The following is a 19,776-nucleotide window of genomic DNA, read 5'->3' as shown; positions in this document are numbered from 1 at the left end:
GGCGTGCCGCGGGTCGCGTTCGCGCCAGGCGCGCAGTTCCTCGGCGGCGTCGGCGGGCAACTCGCCCGCGCCGAGACGGACCACCCACAGGGCGGCCTCCTCGCGTATCTCCTGCTCGCGCATGTCCTGACTGGTCACGGTGTTCTCACGGTTTCTGGTTATATGCAGTATGACGCGCTACCGGCGGCGACTCGGTAATCGGCGCTCCTCACAGTGCTTGCAGGCGCTGCATGACGTGCGCCAGCGCCTTCGCCAGGTGCTTCTGCACCGAACTGTCGGAGATATCCAGCTGCCGCGCCACCTCGGCGTAGGTCAGGCCTTCCAGACGGTTGAGGCGAAAGATCTCGCGGGTCCGCTCAGGCAGCTCGGCCACCGCGGCGTGCAGCTGCTGCGCGCGGCGCACGGCGATGGTCTGCTCGTCCAGACCGGGGCGCTCCTCGACGATGCCATCGAGGTCCTCGTGCGGCACCGAATCGGTCATCTGCCGGCGCTGCCGGCGCAGGTGGTCGATCAGCAGGTTCTGCGCCGTCCGGTAAAGCCAGGCCTGGGTGTTTTCGATGCGCTCCTTGCCATGCTGCTCGGCCAGGCGCAGGAAGCTCTCCTGAACCAGATCGGCGGCCAGTTGGGGATCGCTGCCCTTGCGCCTCAGATAGCTCTGCAATGCCTCGGCATGCAGAAGAAAAAGGCTCTTGAGATCGGACTCCGACAAGCGAATTCCTGCCGCTGAGGAGAGATGGAAGAAGCGCCATCTTACGGCTTGTTGAGAATCGATTTCAATTGTGAGGCTGTGCGAGGCCGCTTCCCCGATATCGGCTGGGATTCGTTTCGGATGGGTTTGCGCTCAGCCGTAGGGTGCGCCGTGCGCACCACGCTCTCGCAAGCAGCCCCCTGAACCTCAGCCCTCGCTGCCCAGCAGCGCCGGCAGTTGCGCGGCGAGTTTCTGGCTGTTCAGCGGGGCGCGGATGAAGCCGCGCTGGCGGCCGTCGGGGCCGATGATGACCAGGTTGCCGCTGTGGTCGACGGTGTAGCCGGGCTTGCTGGTGTCCGCCGGGATGAACGGGATGCTGACGCCGTTGGCGAGGGTCTGGATGCTCTGGATGTCGCCGGTCAGGCCGATGAAGGTGGGGTCGAAATAGCCCAGGTACTGCTTGAGCTGCTGCGGGGTGTCGCGGTTCGGGTCGACGCTGACCAGCACCACGCGCAGCCGCTCGCGCGCCTCGGCCGGCAGCAAGCCCTTGACCTCGCGCATCTGCGCCAGGGTGGTCGGGCAGATGTCCGGGCAGAAGGTGTAGCCGAAGAACAGCAGGCTCCAGCGGCCCTTCAGCTCGTCCACCGCGAGCGCCTTGCCGTCCTGGTCGGTCAGGCTCAGCGACGGCACCTGGCGCGACTGCGGCAGCAGGATGATGCCGGCATCCAGCAGTTGCGCGGGGTCGGCGCCCCCACGACTGTCGAGCACCTTGTGCACGGTGAGGCCGATCACCAGGGCGATCAGCGCGACGAGAACGAAAACGGTCTTGTGGATGCGGGTCATAGGCTCACGAACAGGTAATGGTCGATCAGCAGCGCGATGAACAGCCCGAACAGATACAGGATGCTGTACTTGAAGGTCGCCATCGCGGCGTGTGGCCGGGTGTCCCGGTAGAGCATCCAGGCCCAGTACAGGAAGCGCCCGCCAAGGGCGACCGCGCAGGCCAGGTAGAGCATTCCGCTCATGCGGATGACGAAGGGCAACAGGCTGACGGCGAACAATACCAGCGTGTAGAAGAGAATGTGCAGCTTGGTGTAGTGCACACCGTGGGTCACCGGCAGCATCGGAATATCGGCCTTGGCGTACTCGGCGCGCCGGTGGATCGCCAGCGCCCAGAAGTGCGGGGGCGTCCAGGCGAAGATGATCAGCACCAGCAGCAGCGGTTCGGCGGACAGCTGCCCCGTCACCGCAACCCAGCCGAGCAACGGCGGCGCCGCCCCGGCCAGCCCGCCGATGACGATGTTCTGCGGCGTCGCGCGCTTGAGAAAACCGGTGTAGATCACCGCGTAACCGAGCAGCGAGGCCAGCGTCAGCCAGGCGGTCAGCGGGTTGGTGAAGGCCAGCAGCAACGCCTGCCCGGCCACCGCCAGCGCCAGGGCGAAGGTCAGCGCCGCGGCGGGCGACACCCGTCCCTCGGCCAGCGGCCGCTTGTGGGTACGCGCCATCAGCGAATCGATGCGCCGATCGACCACATGGTTCACCGCCGCCGCGCCGCCCGCGCACAGCGCGATGCCCAGGTTGCCGAACAGCAGCACGCTCCAGGCCACTCCGGCGCGGCTCGCGAGGAACATGCCGACCAGCGAGGTGATCAGCATCAGCAGCACCACCTTGGGTTTGGTCAGCTCCAGATAGTCGCGCCAGGTGGCGGTGTTCGAGCGGGTGTTGGCTGTGGTGTTCATGGGGAACTCCTGTGTGGTCGAGGGACGTTTCCCTCACCCCGTCCCTTTCCCGCTGGAAAGGGGGTTGATCGCGCAATCCCTCGTTTGCTTCACGGCGTGGCCGGGACGCGCTAGATCCGCATCCCCTGCGCCGCCGGCCGGGACGCCAGCGGCGCCCGCGCGCCGAGCCATACGCGATGCCGCACCCGGCCAACCCGCAACCGATGGTTCACCAGCAGCAGCACCAGCAGCAGGCAGGCACCGCCGCCGTTGTGCGCGACCGCCACGGCCAGTGGCAGGTGCAGCAGGACGTTGCTCAGGCCGAGCCCGATCTGCAGCGCCAGCGCGGCCAGCAGCACGCCGGCGTAGCGTGCCAGTCCATGGCGGAACAGCTGCGCGGCGAGCGCCAGCAACGCCACGCTGACCGCCAGCGCGCCGGCACGGTGGGCGAGATGGATCGCCGTGCGCGCCTCGCTGTCGAGCTGCCCGCCCAGGTAGTTCGGACCGATCTGCTGGCTGACGTGGAAGCCGTTGGCGAAGTCCGCCTGCGGCCACCATTCGCCGTGGCAGGTCGGCAGGTCGACGCAGGCCACCGCGGCGTAATTGGAACTGACCCAGCCGCCCAGGGCGATCTGCCCGATCACCAGCGCCAGCCCGGCCGCGGCCAGCCGGCGCAGGTGGACGGGCAGTTCGGGACGCGGGGCGAAGGCGCCGGACAGGCGCAACGTCAGCAGGAACAACAGCCCCAGCGTGGCGAAACCGCCGAGCAGGTGCGCCGTCACCACCTGCGGCCAGAGCTTGAGCGTCACCGTCCACATGCCGAACGTCGCCTGCGCCAGCACCACGCCGAGCAACAGCAACGGCAGACCCAGCGGCCGCTCGCTGTCGTCGCGGTGACGCAGCGCCTGCAGCGCCAGGGCGAACACCAGCAGCGCCAGCATCCCCGCGAAGTAGCGATGGATCATCTCGCTCCAGCCCTTGCGCGCCTCCACCGGCGCCTCCGGGAAACGCAGCTCGGCATGCGCCAGCTGCGCCTCGGTCTGCGGCACGTGGATGAAGCCGTAGCAGCCCGGCCAGTCGGGGCAGCCGAGGCCGGCGTGGGTCAGGCGCGTGTAGGCGCCGAGCAGAATCACCAGCAGGGCGAGCAGCGTGGCGAACAGGGCGAGGCGAAATCCGGGACGAGCCATGGGGGCGACTCCTGTTGTTGTTCTTATGGTCAGCGGTGCTTCGTTGTGCAGCGACTCCAGACGTCCAGAGCCTCGGGAGCTAGAGCCAGCCAAGGCATTTCCAACGCGGTCCGGCCGACGCGCAGCGGGCCGCGATCCGGCTCAGCCGATGCGCGAGATCTTCAGCAACAGCCGCAAGTCGTTGAGGATCGACTTGCCGTTGGCCCCGGCGCCGTAGCGCAGCACCAGGTTGCCGTGCGGGTCGACGATCCACAGCTGCGCGGCGCCGTCGGGCTGGGTCTGTCGATAGCGCTGCGGGTCCAGCGGGTAGCGCTGCAATTGCGGGTACTCGCGGCGCAGGCGGCTGGCGTATGCCTCGTCCAGCGGCTGCGCGCTGGCCAGCGCATGGCTGCCGCGGTCGGCATCGCGCCCCAGGCCGATGTTGATCTGCCGGGCCAGGTAGACCAGTTGCCGGCAATCCTCGGCGCAGCCCTGCGGCGCGGTGACCAGCAGTTGCCAGTGGCGGTCGTCGCCCTGCACGCCGAGGCTGGCGCGGCTCTGGCCGTCACCCAGCAGCTCGCCATGGTAGTTGCGCCCGTCGGGCACCCAGAAGCGCCACTGGTACATCGCGGTGGCGAGCACCATCGGCCCGATCACCACGAAGAGGATCAGCAGCAGTTGCAGACGGCCGCGCCGCGGCGGTGCCTCATTCAGGGCGTAGGCTGAGTGCATGGCGAGTCTCCCGCGCGTTGTGGATTCCGAGGTAGACGAACAGGGCGATGAGCGCCGCGGCCAGGGCGAACCACTGCACGGCGTAGCCGAGGTGACGCTCCGGGCCCATGGCGACGATCGGCCAGTCGACCGCGTAGCTGGCCGGTCCGGGTTCCAGGCGCAGCTCGTCGGCCAGCCCGTCGATACCCAGCTCGCGCCAGAGGCCGGCGGTGTCGACGTGGTTGACCAGCCGCGGCCAGTCGTGGCCCTGGATGTCCTTCAGTTCGAAGCTCGCGCCCGGCGGCTGGTAGAGCCAGGCGACCAGCGTCTGCGCGCCGTCCGGCGTACTGAAGCGCACCGGGTCGCGGCGGTCCGACCAGGCCAGCCAGCCGCGGTTGACGAGGACCCAGCGGCCGCTGTCGGTGTCGCGGAACGGCTGCAGCAGTTCGACGCCGGCCTGCCCGGCCTGGATGCGGTTATCCAGCAGCACGCTGTGGCGTTCGTCGAAATGACCGTGCAGGCGCACGCGGCGGAAGGCCCTGTCCGGCATCGCCTGCAAACGCGCCAGCTCGAGCGGCGCGGCGTTGCGCCGGGCCTCGTAGTCGCCCAGCAGTTCGCGCTTCTGCTCGGCGCGCGACAGTTGCCAGCAGCCCAGGCCGAGCAGCACCGGCAGCAGCGCCAGCACCACCAGGCTGGGCAGCCAGCCGGGCTGGAAGCGCCGCCGGGCGCCGGCCCGGAGGCCGGAGAGCGAGTGACTATACTGCACCGCGTTGCCCCTCCTCGGAGTCCGCCATGCTCAAGGCCGCGATCCTCCTGTTGCTGCTCGCCACACTGGTCAGCCTGTTCAGCGGGCTGTTCTTCCTGGTCAAGGACCAGGGCCGGGGCCAGCGCCTGCTCGGCTCCCTCTACCTGCGCGCCACCTGCGCCGCACTGACCCTGGCGCTGGTCGCCTGGGGTTTCTACAGCGGCCAGCTGACTTCGCAGGTGGCCTGGTAGCGCCCTCCGGCCTGAAGCTCACCCTACAGCCTGCGCCCTGCGTTGCCCTCAGAGCACGTAGACGAAGACGAAAAGCCCGATCCACACCACGTCGACGAAGTGCCAGTACCAGCTCGCCGCCTCGAAACCGAAATGCTGATCGGCGCTGAAATGCCCGCGCAGGATGCGCACCAGCATCACCGTGAGGATCAGCGCGCCCATGGTCACATGGGCGCCGTGGAAGCCGGTGAGCATGAAGAAGGTGGCGCCGTAGATCCCCGAACCGAGGGTCAGGCCCAGCTCGTGATACGCCTCGAGGTACTCGGTGACCTGCAGGGCGATGAAGCTCGCGCCGAGCAGGATGGTCGCCGCCAGCCAGAGCTTGAGTGGCTTGCGCTGCCCCTTCTTCAGCGCGTGGTGGGCGAAGGTCACGGTGAAGCTGGAGCTGACCAGCAGCAGCGTGTTGATCAGCGGCAGCTTCCAGGGGTCGATCACGCCCTTGGGCGCCGGGAAGAGTTTCGGGTCGGGGTTGTTCAACAGTGGCCAGCTGTACTCGAAGTTAGGCCAGAGCATGTGCGCCACGCCCTTGGCGCCGTCGCCGGCCAGCCAGGGACCGGCCCAGTAGCGCACGTAGAACAGCACGCCGAAGAACGCGGCAAAGAACATCACCTCGGAAAAGATGAACCAGCCCATGCCCCAGCGGAACGAGCGGTCCATCTGCGCGCTGTAGAGCCCGGCACGGCTCTCGCGCACGACGTTGCCGAACCAGCCGAACAGCATGTAGGCGATAAACAGCGCGCCGACGAAGAAGATCAGCGGGCCGTGGGATTTCTCCCGCGCCGCCGACAGGTCGTTGAACCAGGTGCCAAGGCCGAACACCGTGATCAGCAGGCCGAGGGTGGCGATGATCGGCCATTTGCTCTGCGCCGGGACGTAATACTCTTCATGGGGTGGCGTCATTTTGTTCTCCTTGGCCCCTGATCAACCGCCGTTGAGGGCGACGGGCGGCTTGCGCGCGGTGATGTCGAACAGGGTGTAGGCCAGCGTCAGGTGATGCACCTCGCGCGGCAGGTCGCGGTCGACGATGAAGCGCACCGGCATCTCGATGCGCTCGCCCGGCTGCAGCATCTGCTGGGTGAAGCAGAAGCACTCGGTCTTGTGGAAGTACGCCGCCGCTTCCGACGGCGCGATGCTGGGTATCGCCTGCGCGGTCATCGGCCGGTCGCTCGGGTTGCGCGCGACGAAGAGCATCTCGCCCACCGCGCCGGGGCTGAGCACCAGCTCGTCAGCCTTGGGATGGAACTCCCAGCCCATGTCGGCCGAATTGGTGGCGAGGAACTGCACGCGCACCTGGCGCGCCTCGTCCACCACCTGGCTGCCCTGATAGGCGTCGCCAGACGGCTTGCCGTTGATCCCGAAGGCGTCGCACATCACGTCGTAGAGCGGCACCAGGGCGAAGCCGAAGGCGAACATCGCCACCACCAGGACCAGCAACCGACCGATCAGGCGACGGGTGGGAAGGGGCTCGCTCATGGCAGCACCTCATCGCCCGGACCCTTGCGGTGTTCGTGCACCGGGTTCATGTCCGGCGGCACCTGGAAGGTGTGGTAGGGCGCCGGCGAGGGGATCGTCCATTCCAGGCCTTCGGCGCCGTCCCAGGGTTTGGCCGGCGCCGGCTTGCCGCCGCGGATGCACTTGATGACGATGAACAGGAAGAAGATCTGCGTGGCGCCGAAGGTGAAGGCGCCGATCGAGGAGATCATGTTGAAGTCGGCGAACTGCAGGTTGTAGTCCGGAATCCGCCGCGGCATGCCGGCGAGGCCAACGAAGTGCATCGGGAAGAACGCCATGTTCATGCCGACGAAGCTCAGCCAGAAATGCAGCTTGCCAAGGGTTTCGTCGTACATGTGCCCGGTCCACTTCGGCAGCCAGTAGTAGGCCGAGGCGAAGATGCCGAAGATCGCGCCGGGCACCAGCACGTAGTGGAAGTGCGCCACCACGAAGTAGGTGTCGTGGTACTGAAAATCCGCCGGGGCGATGGCCAGCATCAGCCCGGAGAAGCCGCCGATGGTGAACAGGATGACGAAGGCCACGGCGAACAGCATCGGCGTCTCGAAGCTCAGCGAGCCCTGCCACATGGTGCTCACCCAGTTGAACACCTTCACCCCGGTCGGCACGGCGATCAGCATGGTCGCGTACATGAAGAACAGCTCGCCCACCAACGGAATGCCGACCACGAACATGTGGTGCGCCCAGACGATGAACGAGAGGAAGGCGATGGCCGCGGTGGCGTAGACCATCGAGGTGTAGCCGAACAGCGGCTTGCGCGAGAACGCCGGGATGATCGAGCTGACCGCGCCGAACGCCGGCAGGATCATGATGTACACCTCGGGGTGGCCGAAGAACCAGAACACGTGCTGGAACAGCACCGGATCGCCGCCGCCGGCCGCGCTGAAGAAGCTGGTGCCGAAGTGGATGTCCATCAGCATCATGGTCACCACGCCGGCCAGCACCGGCATCACCGCGATCAGCAGAAAGGCGGTGATCAGCCAGGTCCAGACGAACAGCGGCATCTTCATCAGCGTCATGCCGGGCGCACGCAGGTTGAGGATGGTGGCGATCACGTTGATCGCACCCATGATCGAGCTGATGCCCATCAGGTGGATGGCGAAGATGAAGAAGGTGACGCTCTCCGGCGCGTAGGTGGTGGACAGCGGCGCATAGAAGGTCCAGCCGAAGTTCGGCCCGCCGCCCTCCATGAACAGCGTGCTCACCAGCAGACCGAAGGCCGCCGGCAGCAGCCAGAAGCTGAAGTTGTTCATCCGCGGCAGCGCCATGTCAGGCGCGCCGATCATCAGCGGGATCATCCAGTTGGCCAGGCCGACGAAGGCCGGCATCACCGCGCCGAAGACCATGATCAGGCCATGCATGGTGGTCATCTGGTTGAAGAATTCCGGCTGCACGATCTGCAGCCCCGGCTGGAACAGCTCGGCGCGGATCACCATCGCCATCGAGCCGCCGAGCAGGAACGCGCAGAAGCTGAACCACAGGTACATCGAGCCGATGTCCTTGTGGTTGGTGGTCAGCACCCAGCGCATCAGCCCCTTGGCCGGGCCGTGGTGGTGGTCGCCGTGGGCCTGTTCGACATGGCCCGGTTCTACGCGACCCGGTTCGATGACTGCGCTCATGTCGTCACTCCTCGGATTGTTTTAGGGCCAGCACGTCTTTGGGCGTGACCATGTCGCCCTTGGCGTTGCCCCAGGCGTTGCGCTCGTAGGTGACCACGGCGGCGATGTCGACTTCCGAAAGCTGCTTGCCGAACGCCGCCATCGCGGTGCCGGGCTTGCCGTGGAAGACGATGCTCAGGTGCGCCTCGATCGGGCCGGTGGCGATCTTCGAGCCCTTCAGCGCCGGGAACATCGGCGGCAGACCCTGGCCCTCGGGCTGGTGACAGGCGGCGCAGGTGGTGTGGTAGACCTTGTCGCCACGCGCCACCAGCTCTTCCAGCGTCCAGTCCTTGGCGGTGAGTTCCTTGACCTTGGCCGCCTCGGCCTTCTTGGTGCCGAGCCAGGCGTCGAAGTCCTCCTTGCTCTTCGCCTCCACCACCACCGGCATGAAGCCGTGGTCCTTGCCGCACAGCTCGGTGCACTGGCCGCGGTAGATGCCGGGCGCATCGATGCGCGTCCAGGATTCGTTGATGAAGCCGGGAATGGCGTCCTTCTTCACCGCCAGCGCCGGCACCCACCAGGAATGGATGACGTCGGCGCCGGTGATCAGGAAGCGCACCTTGGTGCCGACCGGCAGCACCAGCGGCTCGTCCACCTCCAGCAGGTAGTGCTCGTCCTTGGCCTGCTGGTTGTTGATCTGCTCGCGCGGCGTGGCCAGGTTGCTGAAGAACTCGACGTCCTGGCCCAGGTACTTGTAGTGCCACTTCCACTGGTAGCCGGTGATCTGCACGTCCAGCTCGGATTCGGTGGGGTCGTAGATGTGGATCAGCGTGCGCGTGGCCGGCACGGCCATGACGATCAGGATCAGCAGCGGCACCACCGTCCAGAGGATTTCGACGCGGGTGTTCTCGTGGAAGTGCGCGGGCTGCTGCCCGGTGGAGCGGCGGTGGATGAGCATCGACCAGAACATCGCGCCGAAGACCAGCACGCCGATGACGACGCAGATCCAGAAGATGGTCATGTGCAGATCGAAGACCGAGCGGCTGACCTCGGTCGCGCCGGGCTGCATGTTCACCGTCCAGGCCGCCTGGGCCTGGCCGATCAGCAACCACAGCGACGTGCACATCCAGACACGTGGATGTCGCATCATTGCGGGTTCCCCTTCTTGTTCTTGTTATTTCCGCCAGCACGGCTGGTGGCCAAGGGAACGGCTGCGAGACTACGAACTTCGACGGCCGATAAACCTCGGCAGGTGCACGCCGGGCTTCTCAGGTAACGCCTTTCGAATCCGAGTATAGACACCGACTCGCAGGCTGCAACGCAGGCGTTGCGCGGGCTTTAGCGTTATATCCGCGTCGCATAACCGTGTTGTAATTATGACGATCCGGTCTGATGTACCTGACCGGAACGTCTATGTTGTCTGCTTCAATTCGCCATCCCGGAGCCTTCATGAACACCCTCGCCTTGCGCGATCTGATCCAGCGTGCCCAGCGCCAGGAAACCACTACCGGCGACCTCGCCCGGCAGCTCGAGGCGCGGCTGTTGCGCCTGCACCCGTCGATCCAGCTAGGCGTGCACGATCAACGCGGGGTACTCACGCGCTTCGTCGAGCGCTATGTCGAACAGGTTCCGCCGATGCTGGAGGCGGCCGCTCGGGTAGCGGAGGACGCCGGCCTCGAGGCGCAGGTGAAGCCGCTGCTGGCAACCGCCAACACCTTCTTCGCCGGGCCCGGTGCACCAGTGGAACGCAAGGACCTCGGCGCGCTGCTCGACGCCGCCTACCTCGCCCATCGCCTGGTAGAGGAGATCAACGACCGCTACATCACCCACCTCGGCCGGCCGCTGACGCCGCTGGATACCACGGTGGCCAATCTGATCGCCCACCAGCTGATCGGCGAGCGCTATGCCAACGATCTGGACCGGGCGGTCGCCGGCGCGGTGGCCGGGCAACTCGGTGCCGAGGTGTTCGAGCGCGGCTCGGTGCGGGCGTACCGGTTGCAGCTGGAGCTGCAGGAAGACGGCGCCGACTGGCCCGAGCTGGCGCGGCAACTCGGCGTCACCCTGGCGTTCGACCTGGCGGAAAGCGCCGAAAGCCTGCCGCGCCCGGACGACGCCGCGCCGGCTACAGCAGGCTCATCTGCCTACCGGGCACACTGAACAGGCTGCAATCCAGTCCCTCGTCGCCGCTGCGCTTATCCAAGCCCAGGCGCCGGCTGGCGAGCTTGAAACGCTGCGCCAGCAGGTCGGCGAAATGCCCCTCGCCACGCATCCGCGTACCGAAGCGGCTGTCGTAGTCCTTCCCACCGCGGGACTGGCGGATCAGGCTCATCACATGCTCGGCGCGCTCGGGAAAGTGCGCCGCCAGCCACTCCTCGAACAGCCCGGCGATCTCCAGCGGCAGACGCAGCAAGACGTAGCCGGCCGAGCGCGCACCCGCATCGCGCGCGGCCTCCAGCATGGCCTCCAGCTCGCGGTCGTTGATCATCGGGATGATCGGCGCGGTCATCACGCTCACCGGTATGCCGTGCTCGTGCAGCGTGCGCATCGCCCGCAGGCGCGCGCCGGGCGAGGCGGCACGCGGCTCCATGATGCGTTTCAGCTCGTCGTCCAGGGTGGTCAGGCTGAACGCCACGCTGACCAGGCGCTGGCTGGCCAGCTCCTCCAGCAGGTCGAGGTCGCGCAGGATCAGCGAGCCCTTGGTGATGATGTGCAGCGGGTGTTTGTGGCGCAGGAGGATTTCCAGCGCGCGGCGGGTCAGGCGCTGCTCGCGCTCGATCGGCTGGTAGGCGTCGGTGTTGATGCCCAGGGCGATCGGCTGCGGCACGTAGCCGGGCTTGCCCAGCTGTTCCTCGAGCACGTCGGCGAGGTTGGTCTTGGCGATCAGCCGGGTCTCGAAATCGATCCCCGGCGAAAGGTCCCAGTAGGCGTGGCTGGGCCGGGCGAAACAATAGATGCAGCCGTGCTCGCATCCGCGGTAGGGGTTCACCGAGCGCTCGAAGCCGACATCCGGCGAGCGGTTGTAGCTGATCACCGTCTTCGCCCGTTCGCTGCGGACCTCCGTGGCGCGGCTTGGCGGCACGTCCTCCTCGTACCAGTCGCTGGGCTCGACCTCGCTGCGAGTCGGCGCGAAACGGTTGTGCGGATTGCTGGCGGTTCCGCGACCACGCGGTGGAAGAACACTCATGCTCGGCCTCTCGATAACTGTTCATGCATACAGTATTTAAGCGGATTCGCGCGGCCCCCGCAGCTGCCGTTCGGCACTCGGTAGCCGCGAGGGGCCATCGCCGGCGAACCGGAACCCCCGACGAACGGCGCAGTCGCATATCAACGAACGCCCGTTCGATTCGTGCAAGGAATTCGCATGCCCACCCGCCGTCCCGTCCTCCCGTTGCGTTGCCTGTACGCCCTGCTCGCGCTCGCCCTGCTGGGCGGTTGCGACGACGACGCCCCGCGCGAGGCGCAGAAGCCGCGGGTCTACGTGCAGCAGGTGGAGGTCGTGCCGCACGAGGCCAACGCCACCCTGACCGGCGACGTACAGGCCCGCGTGCAGACGCAACTGTCGTTCCGCGTCGGCGGCAAGATCATCGAGCGGCGGGTGGAAGTCGGCGATTCGGTCACCGCCAACCAGGTGCTCGCCCGGCTCGATCCCCAGGATCAGCGCAACAACGTGAGCGCCGCCGAGGCCGCGGTGGAGGCCGAAAAAGCCCGCCTGAAGCAGGCCGAGGCCGACCTCTGGCGTCAGCAGAAGCTGCTGCCCAAGGGCTACACAAGCCGCAGCGAATACGACTCCGCCCTCGCCGCACAGCGCAGCGCGAAGAACTCCCTGGCCGCCGCCGAGGCGCAGTTGGCCAGCGCCCGCGAACAGTTGTCCTACACCGACCTGGTGGCCGAGGCGAATGGCGTGATCACCGAGCGCCAGGCCGAGGTCGGCCAGGTGGTCCAGGCGACCGCGCCGATCTTCGGCCTGGCCCGCGACGGCGAGCGGGACGCGGTGTTCAACGTCTACGAATCGCTGGTCGCGCCGGAAGACGAGGTCGTCGAGGTGGCGCTGCTCGACGACCCCCGCGTGAAGGCACGCGGACGCGTGCGCGAAGTGACGCCGACGGTGTCCGCGCAGAGCGGCACGGTACAGGTGAAGATCGCCCTGGAGGACGTGCCGGACGGCATGCCGCTGGGGGCGGCGGTAACCGCGCGGATCACCGCCGGCGAGCAGAGCAGCGTGGTGCTTCCCTGGGCTGCCCTGACCAAGAAGGAAAGCCAGCCGGCGGTGTGGCGGGTCGGCGCCGACGACAAGGTCGATCTGCAGGCGGTGAAGGTGTCGCGTTACGCCACCGGCGAGGTGGTGATCGCCGACGGCCTGCAATCCGGCGCGCGGGTGGTGATCGCCGGCGGCCAGTTGCTGCATCCCGGCCAGCAGGTGGAGATCGCCGAACAGGAGCAGAAGCCATGAGCGAACGCCTGTTGGCCGGCCTGCTCGCCGGCCTCGCCCTCGCCGGTTGCGGCAACGACGAGCCGGCGCCGGCAGCGGTGCGCCCGGTGCTCTACAGCGAGGTCCAGGCACAGGCCGAGCAGAGCCTCGGGCGCTTCGCCGGGATCATCCAGGCGCGCTACGAAACCACGCTGGGTTTCCGCGTCGGCGGACGCATCGCCCAGCGCCTGGCGGACGTGGGCACCGAGGTGAAGGCCGGCACCCGGCTGGCGACCCTCGACCCCACCGACCAGCAGAACGAGTTGCGCGCCAGCCAGGGCGAACTGGCGCGCAGCGAAGCGCAATGGATCAACGCCCAGGCCAACGCGCGCCGGCAGCAGGAACTGTTCGACCGCGGCGTCGGCGCCAAGGCGACCCTCGAACAGGCGCAGACCGAGCTCAAGACCCTCGCGGCGGCGCGCGACCAGGCCGCGTCCCGCGTGCAGCAGTCCAGCGATCGCCTCGGCTACAGCACGCTGAGCAGCGACTACGACGGCGTGGTCACCGCCTGGCACGCCGAAGCTGGGCAGGTGGTGGCCGCCGGGCAGGAAGTCGTTACCCTGGCGCGCCCCGACGTGAAGGAAGCGGTGTTCGACCTGCCGGCCAACCTCGCCGACGCGTTGAGCCCAGACCTGCGCTTCGAGGTCGCCGCACAACTCGACCCGGACGCGCGCACCACCGGCACCCTGCGCGAGATCGAACCGCAGGCGGATTCCGCCACCCGCACCCGCCGCGTGCGCCTGACCCTGGCCGACACGCCGCCGGCGTTCCTGCTCGGCACCGCGGTCAGCGTGACCCTGCAGCAGAAGGTCGCGCCGCGCAGCCAGCTGCCGCTCAGCGCCCTGCAGGAAGTCGATGGCAAGACCCGCGTCTGGGTGATCGACCGGCAGAGCATGACCGTGGCGCCGCGCGAGGTGACGCTGCTCGCTCGCGACGAGCGCAGCATCACCGTGGATGGCCAGTTGCAGCCCGGCGAGCGGGTGGTGATCGCCGGCCTCAGCGAACTCAAGCCCGGACAGGCCGTGAAGATGGACGAGGGCGTACAGCCATGACGGACCGCGACGACAAGCACGACGACGCCCGCAGCGGCGGCTTCAACCTCTCGGAATGGGCGCTGCGCCACCAGTCGTTCGTCTGGTACCTGATGTTCGTCGGCCTGCTGATGGGGTTGTTCTCCTACAAGAACCTCGGCCGCGAGGAAGACCCGTCCTTCACCATCAAGACCATGGTGATCCAGACCCGCTGGCCCGGCGCCACGGTGGACGAAACGCTCAACCAGGTCACCGATCGCATCGAGAAGAAGCTCGAGGAGCTCGACTCTCTGGACTACGTGAAGAGCTACACGCGACCGGGCGAGTCCACCATCATGGTGTTCCTGCGCGATACCACGGACGCCGAGGACATCCCGGAAATCTGGTACCAGGTGCGCAAGAAGGTCGACGACATCCGCGGCGAGTTTCCCCAGGGCATCCAGGGGCCGGCGTTCAACGACGAGTTCGGCGACGTGTACGGCTCGATCTACGCCTTCACCGCCGACGGCCTGAGCTTCCGCCAGCTACGCGACTATGTCGAACGGGTGCGCGCGGAAATCCGCAGCGTCGACAACCTCGGCAAGGTGGAGATGGTCGGCGCCCAGGACGAGGTGATCTACCTGGATTTCTCCACCCGCAAACTGGCCGCCCTCGGCATCGACCAGGCCCAGGTGATGCAGAGCCTGCAGGCGCAGAACGCGGTGACACCGTCCGGCGTGATCGAGGCCGGGCCGGAGCGCATTTCCGTGCGCACCAGCGGCCAGTTCGCCTCGGAGAAGGACCTGGAGCAGGTCAACCTGCGCCTCGACGACCGCTTCTACCGGCTCTCCGACATCGCGCAGATCCGCCGCGGCTACGTCGACCCGCCGCAGATGCTGTTCCGCTACGACGGCAAGCCGGCCATCGGCCTGGCCATCGCGATGAAGGACGGCGGCAACATTCAGGTGTTCGGCAAGGCGCTGCACGAGAAGATGGCCGCGCTGAGCGCCGAGCTGCCGCTGGGCGTAGGCGTGCACAAGGTGTCCGACCAGGCCGAAGTGGTCGAGGAAGCCGTCGGCGGCTTCACCCGTGCGCTGTTCGAGGCGGTGGTGATCGTGCTGATCGTCAGCTTCGTCAGCCTCGGCGTGCGCGCCGGCCTGGTGGTGGCCTGCTCGATCCCGCTGGTGCTGGCGATGGTGTTCGTGTTCATGGAGTACAGCGGTATCACCATGCAGCGGATTTCCCTCGGCGCGCTGATCATCGCCCTCGGTCTGCTGGTGGACGATGCGATGATCACCGTGGAGATGATGGTCACGCGCCTGGAGGAAGGCGATTCGCTGAAGGACGCGGCAACCTTCGCCTACACCTCCACCGCGTTCCCGATGCTCACCGGCACCCTGGTCACCGTCGCCGGCTTCGTGCCCATCGGCCTCAACGCCAGCTCGGCCGGCGAATACACCTTCACCCTGTTCGCGGTGATCGCCGTGGCGCTGCTGGTGTCCTGGGTGGTGGCGGTGTTCTTCGCCCCGGTGATCGCGGTGCACATCCTCAAGAAGAACCTGAAGTCCACGTCGGACGAGCCCGGCCGCATCGCCCGCACCTTCGACCGCGGCCTGCTGCTCGCCATGCGCCACCGCTGGTGGACCATCGGCCTGACCCTGCTGCTGTTCGCCGCCTCGCTGTTCGGCATGCGCTTCGTGCAGAACCAGTTCTTCCCCTCTTCGGACCGCCCGGAAGTGCTGGTCGACCTCAACCTGCCGCAGGGAGCCTCGATCAACGAGACGCGCCTGCAGGTCGACCGCCTGGAAGCGACGCTCAAGGACGACCCGGACATCGCCCGCTGGAGCACCTACATCGGCCAGGGCGCCCTGCGCTTCTACCTGCCGCTGGACCAGCAGTTGCAGAACCCCTTCTATGCGCAGCTGGTGATCGTCAGCAAGGACCTGGAAGCGCGTGGCCGGCTGATGGAAAAACTCCGCCAGCGCCTGCGCCAGGACTTCGTCGGCATCGGCAGCTTCGTCCAGCCGCTGGAGATGGGCCCGCCGGTGGGGCGGCCGATCCAGTACCGCATCAGCGGCAAGGACATCGACCAGGTGCGCAAGCACGCCCTCGACCTCGCCGGCCTGCTCGACGCCAACCCGAACATCGGCGAGATCGTTTACGACTGGAGCGAGCCGGGCAAGGTGCTGCGCATCGACGTGGCCCAGGACAAGGCGCGCCAGCTCGGGCTGTCCTCCGAGGACGTTGCGAACATCATGAACGGCGTGGTCACCGGCGCCAGCGTCACCCAGGTGAAGGACGACATCTACCTGATCAACGTGATCGGCCGCGCCGAGGACGCCGAGCGCGGCTCGCCGGAAACCCTGGAAAACCTGCAGATCGTCAACGCCAGCGGCGTGTCTATTCCCCTGCGCGCCTTCGCCACCCTCAGCTACGAGCTGGAGCAACCGCTGGTCTGGCGCCGCGACCGCAAGCCGACGATCACCATCAAGGCGGCGGTCAACGGCGAGATCCAGCCGACCGACCTGGTCACCGAGCTGAAGCCGGCGATCGAGGAATTCGCCAGCAAGCTGCCCGACGGCTACCGGGTGGCCACCGGCGGCACGGTGGAGGAAAGCGGCAAGGCGCAGGGACCGATCGCCAAGGTACTGCCGCTGATGCTGTTCCTCATGGCGACCTTCCTGATGATCCAGCTGCACAGCGTGCAGAAGCTGTTCCTGGTGATCAGCGTGGCGCCGCTGGGGCTGATCGGCGTGGTCCTGGCGCTGGTGCCGACCGGCACGCCGCTGGGCTTCGTGGCGATCCTCGGGGTGCTGGCGCTGATCGGCATCATCATCCGCAACTCGGTGATCCTGGTGACCCAGATCGACGCCTTCGAGCGCGCCGGCTATTCGCCCTGGCGCGCGGTGATCGAGGCCACCGAGCACCGACGCCGGCCGATCCTGCTGACCGCCGCCGCGGCGAGCCTGGGGATGATCCCGATCGCCCGCGAGGTGTTCTGGGGCCCGATGGCCTACGCCATGATCGGCGGCATCTTCAGCGCGACGCTGCTGACCCTGCTGTTCCTCCCGGCGCTGTACGTCGCCTGGTACCGGATTCGCGAAGACGACACCGACCAGGAGCCCGCGAAAACCGCCTGACCTCGCAGAGCGTTCAGCGCTCCGCGAACGCTCTGACACGGCCCTCTCGCCGAACTCTGCCGGCGCAACGCCGGTCCACTCCGGGTGAACGGGCTCAGCCCGAGGTTTCATTCGCGTTCGTACCGGCGCCCAACGGGCGGCCATTCCCGGCCGCAACGCGCGATGAAGCGTCGCCATACCCTGACGGAGGAACGCTGCGGATGCCGATCGACTGGAAAGACTACGTCTCCGATCCCTGGCTGCAATTGCTGATCGCCGCGCTGGTACTGATGGTCGTCGTGAGCATCGCCGCGCGCATTGCGGTGGCCGTGCTGAAGCGGGTGGCTAAGCACTTTTCCTTCGCACGGATTCTGCTCGATCACGTCGAGCAGGCGCTGCTCACGGTGGTGCCGTTGCTGGCGTTGCAGGGGCTGCTCGGCTCCGCCAGCGACGCGCTGCTGTGGATCAACGGGCTGCGCCACCTGACCACGCTGGCGCTGATCGCGGCGATCACCTGGTTCTTCATGGGCTGCGTGCGCGCGGTCGAGCAGAGCATCCTGATCAAGCACCCGCTGGACATCCGCGACAACCTCAACGCCCGCCGCATCCAGACGCAGACCCGCGTGCTGGTGCGCACGCTGTGGTTCCTGGTGCTGCTGCTCGGGGTCTCGGCGATGCTGATGACCTTCCCGCCGGTGCGCCAGATCGGCACCACCATCCTCGCCTCCGCCGGCCTCATCGGCCTGGCCGCCGGTCTCGCCGCCAAGCCGGTGCTGGGCAACCTGATCGCCGGCTTGCAGATCGCTGTCACCCAGCCGATCCGCATGGACGACGTGGTCATCGTCGAAGGCGAATGGGGCCGCATCGAGGAGATCACCGGCACCTACGTGGTGGTGCGCATCTGGGACGACCGGCGCATGGTGCTGCCGCTGCAGTGGTTCATCGAGAACCCGTTCCAGAACTGGACGCGCAAGGACGCCAGCATCCTCGGCTCGGTGTTTCTCTGGGTCGACTACCTGATTCCGCTGGAGCCGTTGCGCAGCGAACTGCAGCGCCTGTGCGAGGAAATCCCGCACCTGTGGGACGGCCGGGTAAGCGTTCTGCAGGTCACCGACACCTCGGAAAAGGCCATGCAGTTGCGCATTCTGGTCAGTTCGCCGGACGCCTCGCTGAACTTCGATGCGCGCTGCTACGTGCGTGAAAAGCTGATCGCCTTCATCGGCCGCGAGTTTCCGCAGTCCCTGCCGCAGCTGCGCACCGACATCCACAGCGACCTGGACCGCGGCAAGCCCACGCCCTCCCCCGAACACGCGCCGCCCACCGAGCCGGACCGGCAGCCGCCGGTCTAGGCGCCGCGCCGCGATTGTCGCGGTCCGCGTACTCAGGCAGGCTTGCCCCACTTTTGCCACGGATACCGCCATGCCGAAGCTCGTCCCCACCCTGCTCTCGCTCTGCCTGCTCGGCGGCGTACTGTCGGCCCGCGCGGGCGGCCTGCAGGTCGTCTGGCCGGCCGGCTGGGAAGTCAACGAGATGCCGGCGCCGCGTTCGCCCTTCGAGGACGGCGTGACCGGCGAGCGCCAGCAGGCGGTGAAGTTGCAGGCCGACGGCTCGCAGGCGCTGGTGCTGGAACTCACGCGCATGCCGCTGGCCGCCGGCGCCGCGGTGAACCTGGAGAACCTGCTGACGGAAATGCGCAAGGGCCTGCAACTGGGCTTCGCCCGGAGCGGCCTGCTGGCCAGTTGCAGCAAGCCGCAGGCGACCACCCTCGGCCACATCGCCGCCCACGAAGTGCGCTGCACCATCAGCCAGCAGGGCAACCCCGCGCTCAAGCAGACCCTGCTCGCCGCGCGCGGCAGCGACACCATCTACTCGCTGACCTACGCCATGCCGGTGGAACGCGAGAACGAAGTCGCCGGCGAAGTACAGGCACTGCGCGACAGCCTGGATTTCAACTAGCGCACCCCGCCCCAGACTCCCGACCTCCGTAGGGTGGGCTTTAGCCCACCAATCCCACCGGAGACCGCGCCATCGGTGGGCTGAAGCCCACCCTACGCGGCGTAGCCGTGAGCGGTCGCGCAACCCGCGCAGCGCCTTCAGGCCAGCCGCACCCGCTGCTCGCTGTAGCGGCCCTGCAACGAGCCCTCGAGATGCAACGCGCCGCGGGCCGCCAGTTCGCGGGCGCGCCAGGCGAGGAAGAAGTCGCTGGCGAAGAACCCGTCGCAGTGACGCATGGTGTCGCCCATCGGCTGGGCCAGCGGCTGCCATTCCGGCGTGCAGAAGTCCAGCAGGCTGGCGTCGATGGTGGCGAACGTCTCGCCGTGGAATTCGCCGTCCGACCAGCGGCGCACATCGGCATCCTCGGCCACCGCCGCGCGCCATTGGGCGGCCAGGGCATGGCGCCGTTCGGCGTCCATCAGGCGCGGCCGATGCAGCGCCAGCAACTCCTGAGGGTGGCGCATGGCGACGGCCTTGCGCTGCGCGACGCGAGTATCGCCGGTGCCGCAGGCGACTTCCCACAGCGCCACGCCCGAGCCGTCCAGCGCCGCCGCCACGCGCGCCAGCAGCAACTGTTCGGAGGTGCTGTCGCCATGCCACAGGGTGACCTCCGCAGCCCCGCGCGCCAGCCCGGCGAGCCATTGCGCGTCGGCCGCCAGATCGGTATCGAACGCCGGCACCGGCAGCACCTGCGCGGGCCACACGGCGCTCCAGAACGCCGCGCGGGCGGCGCACGGCGGGCGGTCGACGTCAAGATCG

20 protein-coding genes are annotated in these 19,776 nt (G+C 67.7%); 7 read left to right on the top strand and 13 right to left on the bottom strand.

Annotated features, from left to right (window positions below; translation table 11 throughout):
- The 7 genes from B2X67_RS20975 to B2X67_RS20675 all read right to left on the bottom strand — a co-directional run.
- Window positions 1-123: DUF4880 domain-containing protein (locus B2X67_RS20975; RefSeq protein ID WP_376747821.1), on the bottom strand; the 123-nt coding region annotated here is incomplete at its 3' end.
- Between the two features lie 85 nt (window positions 124-208).
- The gene (locus tag B2X67_RS20700) at window positions 209-709 is read right to left on the bottom strand and encodes an RNA polymerase sigma factor (RefSeq protein ID WP_286786655.1); all 501 of its coding nucleotides are present in this window, start codon (window positions 707-709) and stop codon (window positions 209-211) included.
- A gap of 186 nt (window positions 710-895) precedes the next feature.
- Window positions 896-1,531: an SCO family protein gene (locus tag B2X67_RS20695; RefSeq protein WP_286786654.1), complete on the bottom strand. Its 636-nt coding sequence runs from the start codon at window positions 1,529-1,531 to the stop codon at window positions 896-898.
- A complete protein-coding gene (gene cyoE, locus B2X67_RS20690) occupies window positions 1,528-2,427 on the bottom strand; it encodes a heme o synthase (RefSeq protein ID WP_286786653.1) in 900 nt (299 codons plus the stop codon). Before cyoE ends, B2X67_RS20695 begins: the two co-directional genes overlap by 4 nt.
- Window positions 2,428-2,537: 110 nt before the next feature.
- Complete coding sequence (locus B2X67_RS20685; protein ID WP_286786652.1) at window positions 2,538-3,593, bottom strand: COX15/CtaA family protein; 1,056 nt, start codon at window positions 3,591-3,593, stop codon at window positions 2,538-2,540.
- A gap of 141 nt (window positions 3,594-3,734) precedes the next feature.
- A complete protein-coding gene (locus B2X67_RS20680; RefSeq protein ID WP_286786651.1) occupies window positions 3,735-4,304 on the bottom strand; it encodes a hypothetical protein in 570 nt (189 codons plus the stop codon).
- Window positions 4,279-5,049, bottom strand: coding sequence for an SURF1 family protein (locus B2X67_RS20675; RefSeq protein ID WP_286786650.1), 771 nt, complete (start codon window positions 5,047-5,049; stop codon window positions 4,279-4,281). The genes B2X67_RS20680 and B2X67_RS20675 overlap by 26 nt, the downstream gene beginning before the upstream one ends.
- A gap of 26 nt (window positions 5,050-5,075) precedes the next feature.
- Here B2X67_RS20675 and B2X67_RS20670 point away from each other — a divergent pair, with 26 nt between their 5' ends.
- Window positions 5,076-5,279 (top strand): DUF2909 domain-containing protein, encoded by a 204-nt coding sequence (locus B2X67_RS20670; protein ID WP_090224513.1) that lies wholly within the window; start codon window positions 5,076-5,078, stop codon window positions 5,277-5,279.
- Between the two features lie 48 nt (window positions 5,280-5,327).
- On the opposite strand, the gene B2X67_RS20665 is transcribed toward B2X67_RS20670, so the two are convergent.
- From B2X67_RS20665 to coxB, 4 genes are read right to left on the bottom strand one after another with little or no spacing between them, the layout of a single operon-like run.
- On the bottom strand, window positions 5,328-6,218 hold the full coding sequence (locus B2X67_RS20665; RefSeq protein ID WP_286786649.1) for a cytochrome c oxidase subunit 3: 891 nt from the start codon (window positions 6,216-6,218) through the stop codon (window positions 5,328-5,330).
- A 21-nt stretch (window positions 6,219-6,239) separates the two neighbouring features.
- Complete coding sequence (locus tag B2X67_RS20660) at window positions 6,240-6,791, bottom strand: cytochrome c oxidase assembly protein (RefSeq protein ID WP_286786648.1); 552 nt, start codon at window positions 6,789-6,791, stop codon at window positions 6,240-6,242.
- Window positions 6,788-8,446 carry a cytochrome c oxidase subunit I gene (gene ctaD, locus B2X67_RS20655; RefSeq protein WP_286786647.1) on the bottom strand — a complete coding sequence of 553 codons (1,659 nt, stop codon included), beginning with the start codon at window positions 8,444-8,446 and terminating at the stop codon, window positions 6,788-6,790. Before ctaD ends, B2X67_RS20660 begins: the two co-directional genes overlap by 4 nt.
- A 4-nt stretch (window positions 8,447-8,450) precedes the next feature.
- Complete coding sequence (gene coxB, locus B2X67_RS20650; protein WP_286786646.1) at window positions 8,451-9,575, bottom strand: cytochrome c oxidase subunit II; 1,125 nt, start codon at window positions 9,573-9,575, stop codon at window positions 8,451-8,453.
- Between the two features lie 299 nt (window positions 9,576-9,874).
- Between coxB and B2X67_RS20645 the strand changes: the two genes are divergently transcribed.
- Window positions 9,875-10,582: a hypothetical protein gene (locus B2X67_RS20645; RefSeq protein WP_286786645.1), complete on the top strand. Its 708-nt coding sequence runs from the start codon at window positions 9,875-9,877 to the stop codon at window positions 10,580-10,582.
- On the opposite strand, the gene B2X67_RS20640 is transcribed toward B2X67_RS20645, so the two are convergent.
- Window positions 10,548-11,609 (bottom strand): PA0069 family radical SAM protein, encoded by a 1,062-nt coding sequence (locus tag B2X67_RS20640; protein ID WP_286786644.1) that lies wholly within the window; start codon window positions 11,607-11,609, stop codon window positions 10,548-10,550. The two genes, B2X67_RS20645 and B2X67_RS20640, sit on opposite strands and share 35 nt — an antisense overlap.
- A gap of 177 nt (window positions 11,610-11,786) precedes the next feature.
- On the opposite strand from B2X67_RS20640, the gene B2X67_RS20635 reads away from it, so the two are divergent.
- The 5 genes from B2X67_RS20635 to B2X67_RS20615 all read left to right on the top strand — a co-directional run bounded on the left by B2X67_RS20635 (window position 11,787) and on the right by B2X67_RS20615 (window position 18,978).
- Window positions 11,787-12,875: an efflux RND transporter periplasmic adaptor subunit gene (locus B2X67_RS20635; RefSeq protein WP_286786643.1), complete on the top strand. Its 1,089-nt coding sequence runs from the start codon at window positions 11,787-11,789 to the stop codon at window positions 12,873-12,875.
- Entirely contained in the window at window positions 12,872-13,945 is a 1,074-nt protein-coding gene (locus B2X67_RS20630) for an efflux RND transporter periplasmic adaptor subunit (RefSeq protein ID WP_286786642.1), read from the top strand. Before B2X67_RS20635 ends, B2X67_RS20630 begins: the two co-directional genes overlap by 4 nt.
- The gene (locus tag B2X67_RS20625; protein WP_286786641.1) at window positions 13,942-17,043 is read left to right on the top strand and encodes an efflux RND transporter permease subunit; all 3,102 of its coding nucleotides are present in this window, start codon (window positions 13,942-13,944) and stop codon (window positions 17,041-17,043) included. The genes B2X67_RS20630 and B2X67_RS20625 overlap by 4 nt, the downstream gene beginning before the upstream one ends.
- A gap of 206 nt (window positions 17,044-17,249) precedes the next feature.
- Window positions 17,250-18,371 carry a mechanosensitive ion channel family protein gene (locus B2X67_RS20620; RefSeq protein ID WP_282341436.1) on the top strand — a complete coding sequence of 374 codons (1,122 nt, stop codon included), beginning with the start codon at window positions 17,250-17,252 and terminating at the stop codon, window positions 18,369-18,371.
- A 70-nt stretch (window positions 18,372-18,441) separates the two neighbouring features.
- On the top strand, window positions 18,442-18,978 hold the full coding sequence (locus B2X67_RS20615; RefSeq protein ID WP_273230972.1) for a DUF4946 domain-containing protein: 537 nt from the start codon (window positions 18,442-18,444) through the stop codon (window positions 18,976-18,978).
- Between the two features lie 137 nt (window positions 18,979-19,115).
- Here B2X67_RS20615 and B2X67_RS20610 read toward each other — a convergent pair.
- The coding region (locus B2X67_RS20610; RefSeq protein ID WP_286786640.1) for a DUF3658 domain-containing protein at window positions 19,116-19,776 on the bottom strand (661 nt) is incomplete at its 5' end.

The organism is Pseudomonas sp. UBA3153, from assembly GCF_002364635.1.
Lineage (GTDB): Bacteria > Pseudomonadota > Gammaproteobacteria > Pseudomonadales > Pseudomonadaceae > Pseudomonas_O > Pseudomonas_O kuykendallii.
The sequence above is the reverse complement of the archived record's forward strand: the minus strand, read 5'-3'. Positions and strand labels throughout refer to the sequence as shown.

Excerpts from the sequence above, each read along its gene's own strand:
- B2X67_RS20695 (WP_286786654.1), bottom strand. The coding sequence starts at position 1,531 with ATGACCCGCATCCACAAGACCGTTTTCGTTCTCGTCGCGCTGATCGCC.
- cyoE (WP_286786653.1), bottom strand. The coding sequence starts at position 2,427 with ATGAACACCACAGCCAACACCCGCTCGAACACCGCCACCTGGCGCGAC.
- B2X67_RS20685 (WP_286786652.1), bottom strand. The coding sequence starts at position 3,593 with ATGGCTCGTCCCGGATTTCGCCTCGCCCTGTTCGCCACGCTGCTCGCC.
- B2X67_RS20680 (WP_286786651.1), bottom strand. The coding sequence starts at position 4,304 with ATGCACTCAGCCTACGCCCTGAATGAGGCACCGCCGCGGCGCGGCCGT.
- B2X67_RS20670 (WP_090224513.1), top strand. The coding sequence starts at position 5,076 with ATGCTCAAGGCCGCGATCCTCCTGTTGCTGCTCGCCACACTGGTCAGC.
- B2X67_RS20665 (WP_286786649.1), bottom strand. The coding sequence starts at position 6,218 with ATGACGCCACCCCATGAAGAGTATTACGTCCCGGCGCAGAGCAAATGG.
- B2X67_RS20660 (WP_286786648.1), bottom strand. The coding sequence starts at position 6,791 with ATGAGCGAGCCCCTTCCCACCCGTCGCCTGATCGGTCGGTTGCTGGTC.
- ctaD (WP_286786647.1), bottom strand. The coding sequence starts at position 8,446 with ATGAGCGCAGTCATCGAACCGGGTCGCGTAGAACCGGGCCATGTCGAA.
- coxB (WP_286786646.1), bottom strand. The coding sequence starts at position 9,575 with ATGATGCGACATCCACGTGTCTGGATGTGCACGTCGCTGTGGTTGCTG.
- B2X67_RS20645 (WP_286786645.1), top strand. The coding sequence starts at position 9,875 with ATGAACACCCTCGCCTTGCGCGATCTGATCCAGCGTGCCCAGCGCCAG.
- B2X67_RS20640 (WP_286786644.1), bottom strand. The coding sequence starts at position 11,609 with ATGAGTGTTCTTCCACCGCGTGGTCGCGGAACCGCCAGCAATCCGCAC.
- B2X67_RS20635 (WP_286786643.1), top strand. The coding sequence starts at position 11,787 with ATGCCCACCCGCCGTCCCGTCCTCCCGTTGCGTTGCCTGTACGCCCTG.
- B2X67_RS20630 (WP_286786642.1), top strand. The coding sequence starts at position 12,872 with ATGAGCGAACGCCTGTTGGCCGGCCTGCTCGCCGGCCTCGCCCTCGCC.
- B2X67_RS20625 (WP_286786641.1), top strand. The coding sequence starts at position 13,942 with ATGACGGACCGCGACGACAAGCACGACGACGCCCGCAGCGGCGGCTTC.
- B2X67_RS20615 (WP_273230972.1), top strand. The coding sequence starts at position 18,442 with ATGCCGAAGCTCGTCCCCACCCTGCTCTCGCTCTGCCTGCTCGGCGGC.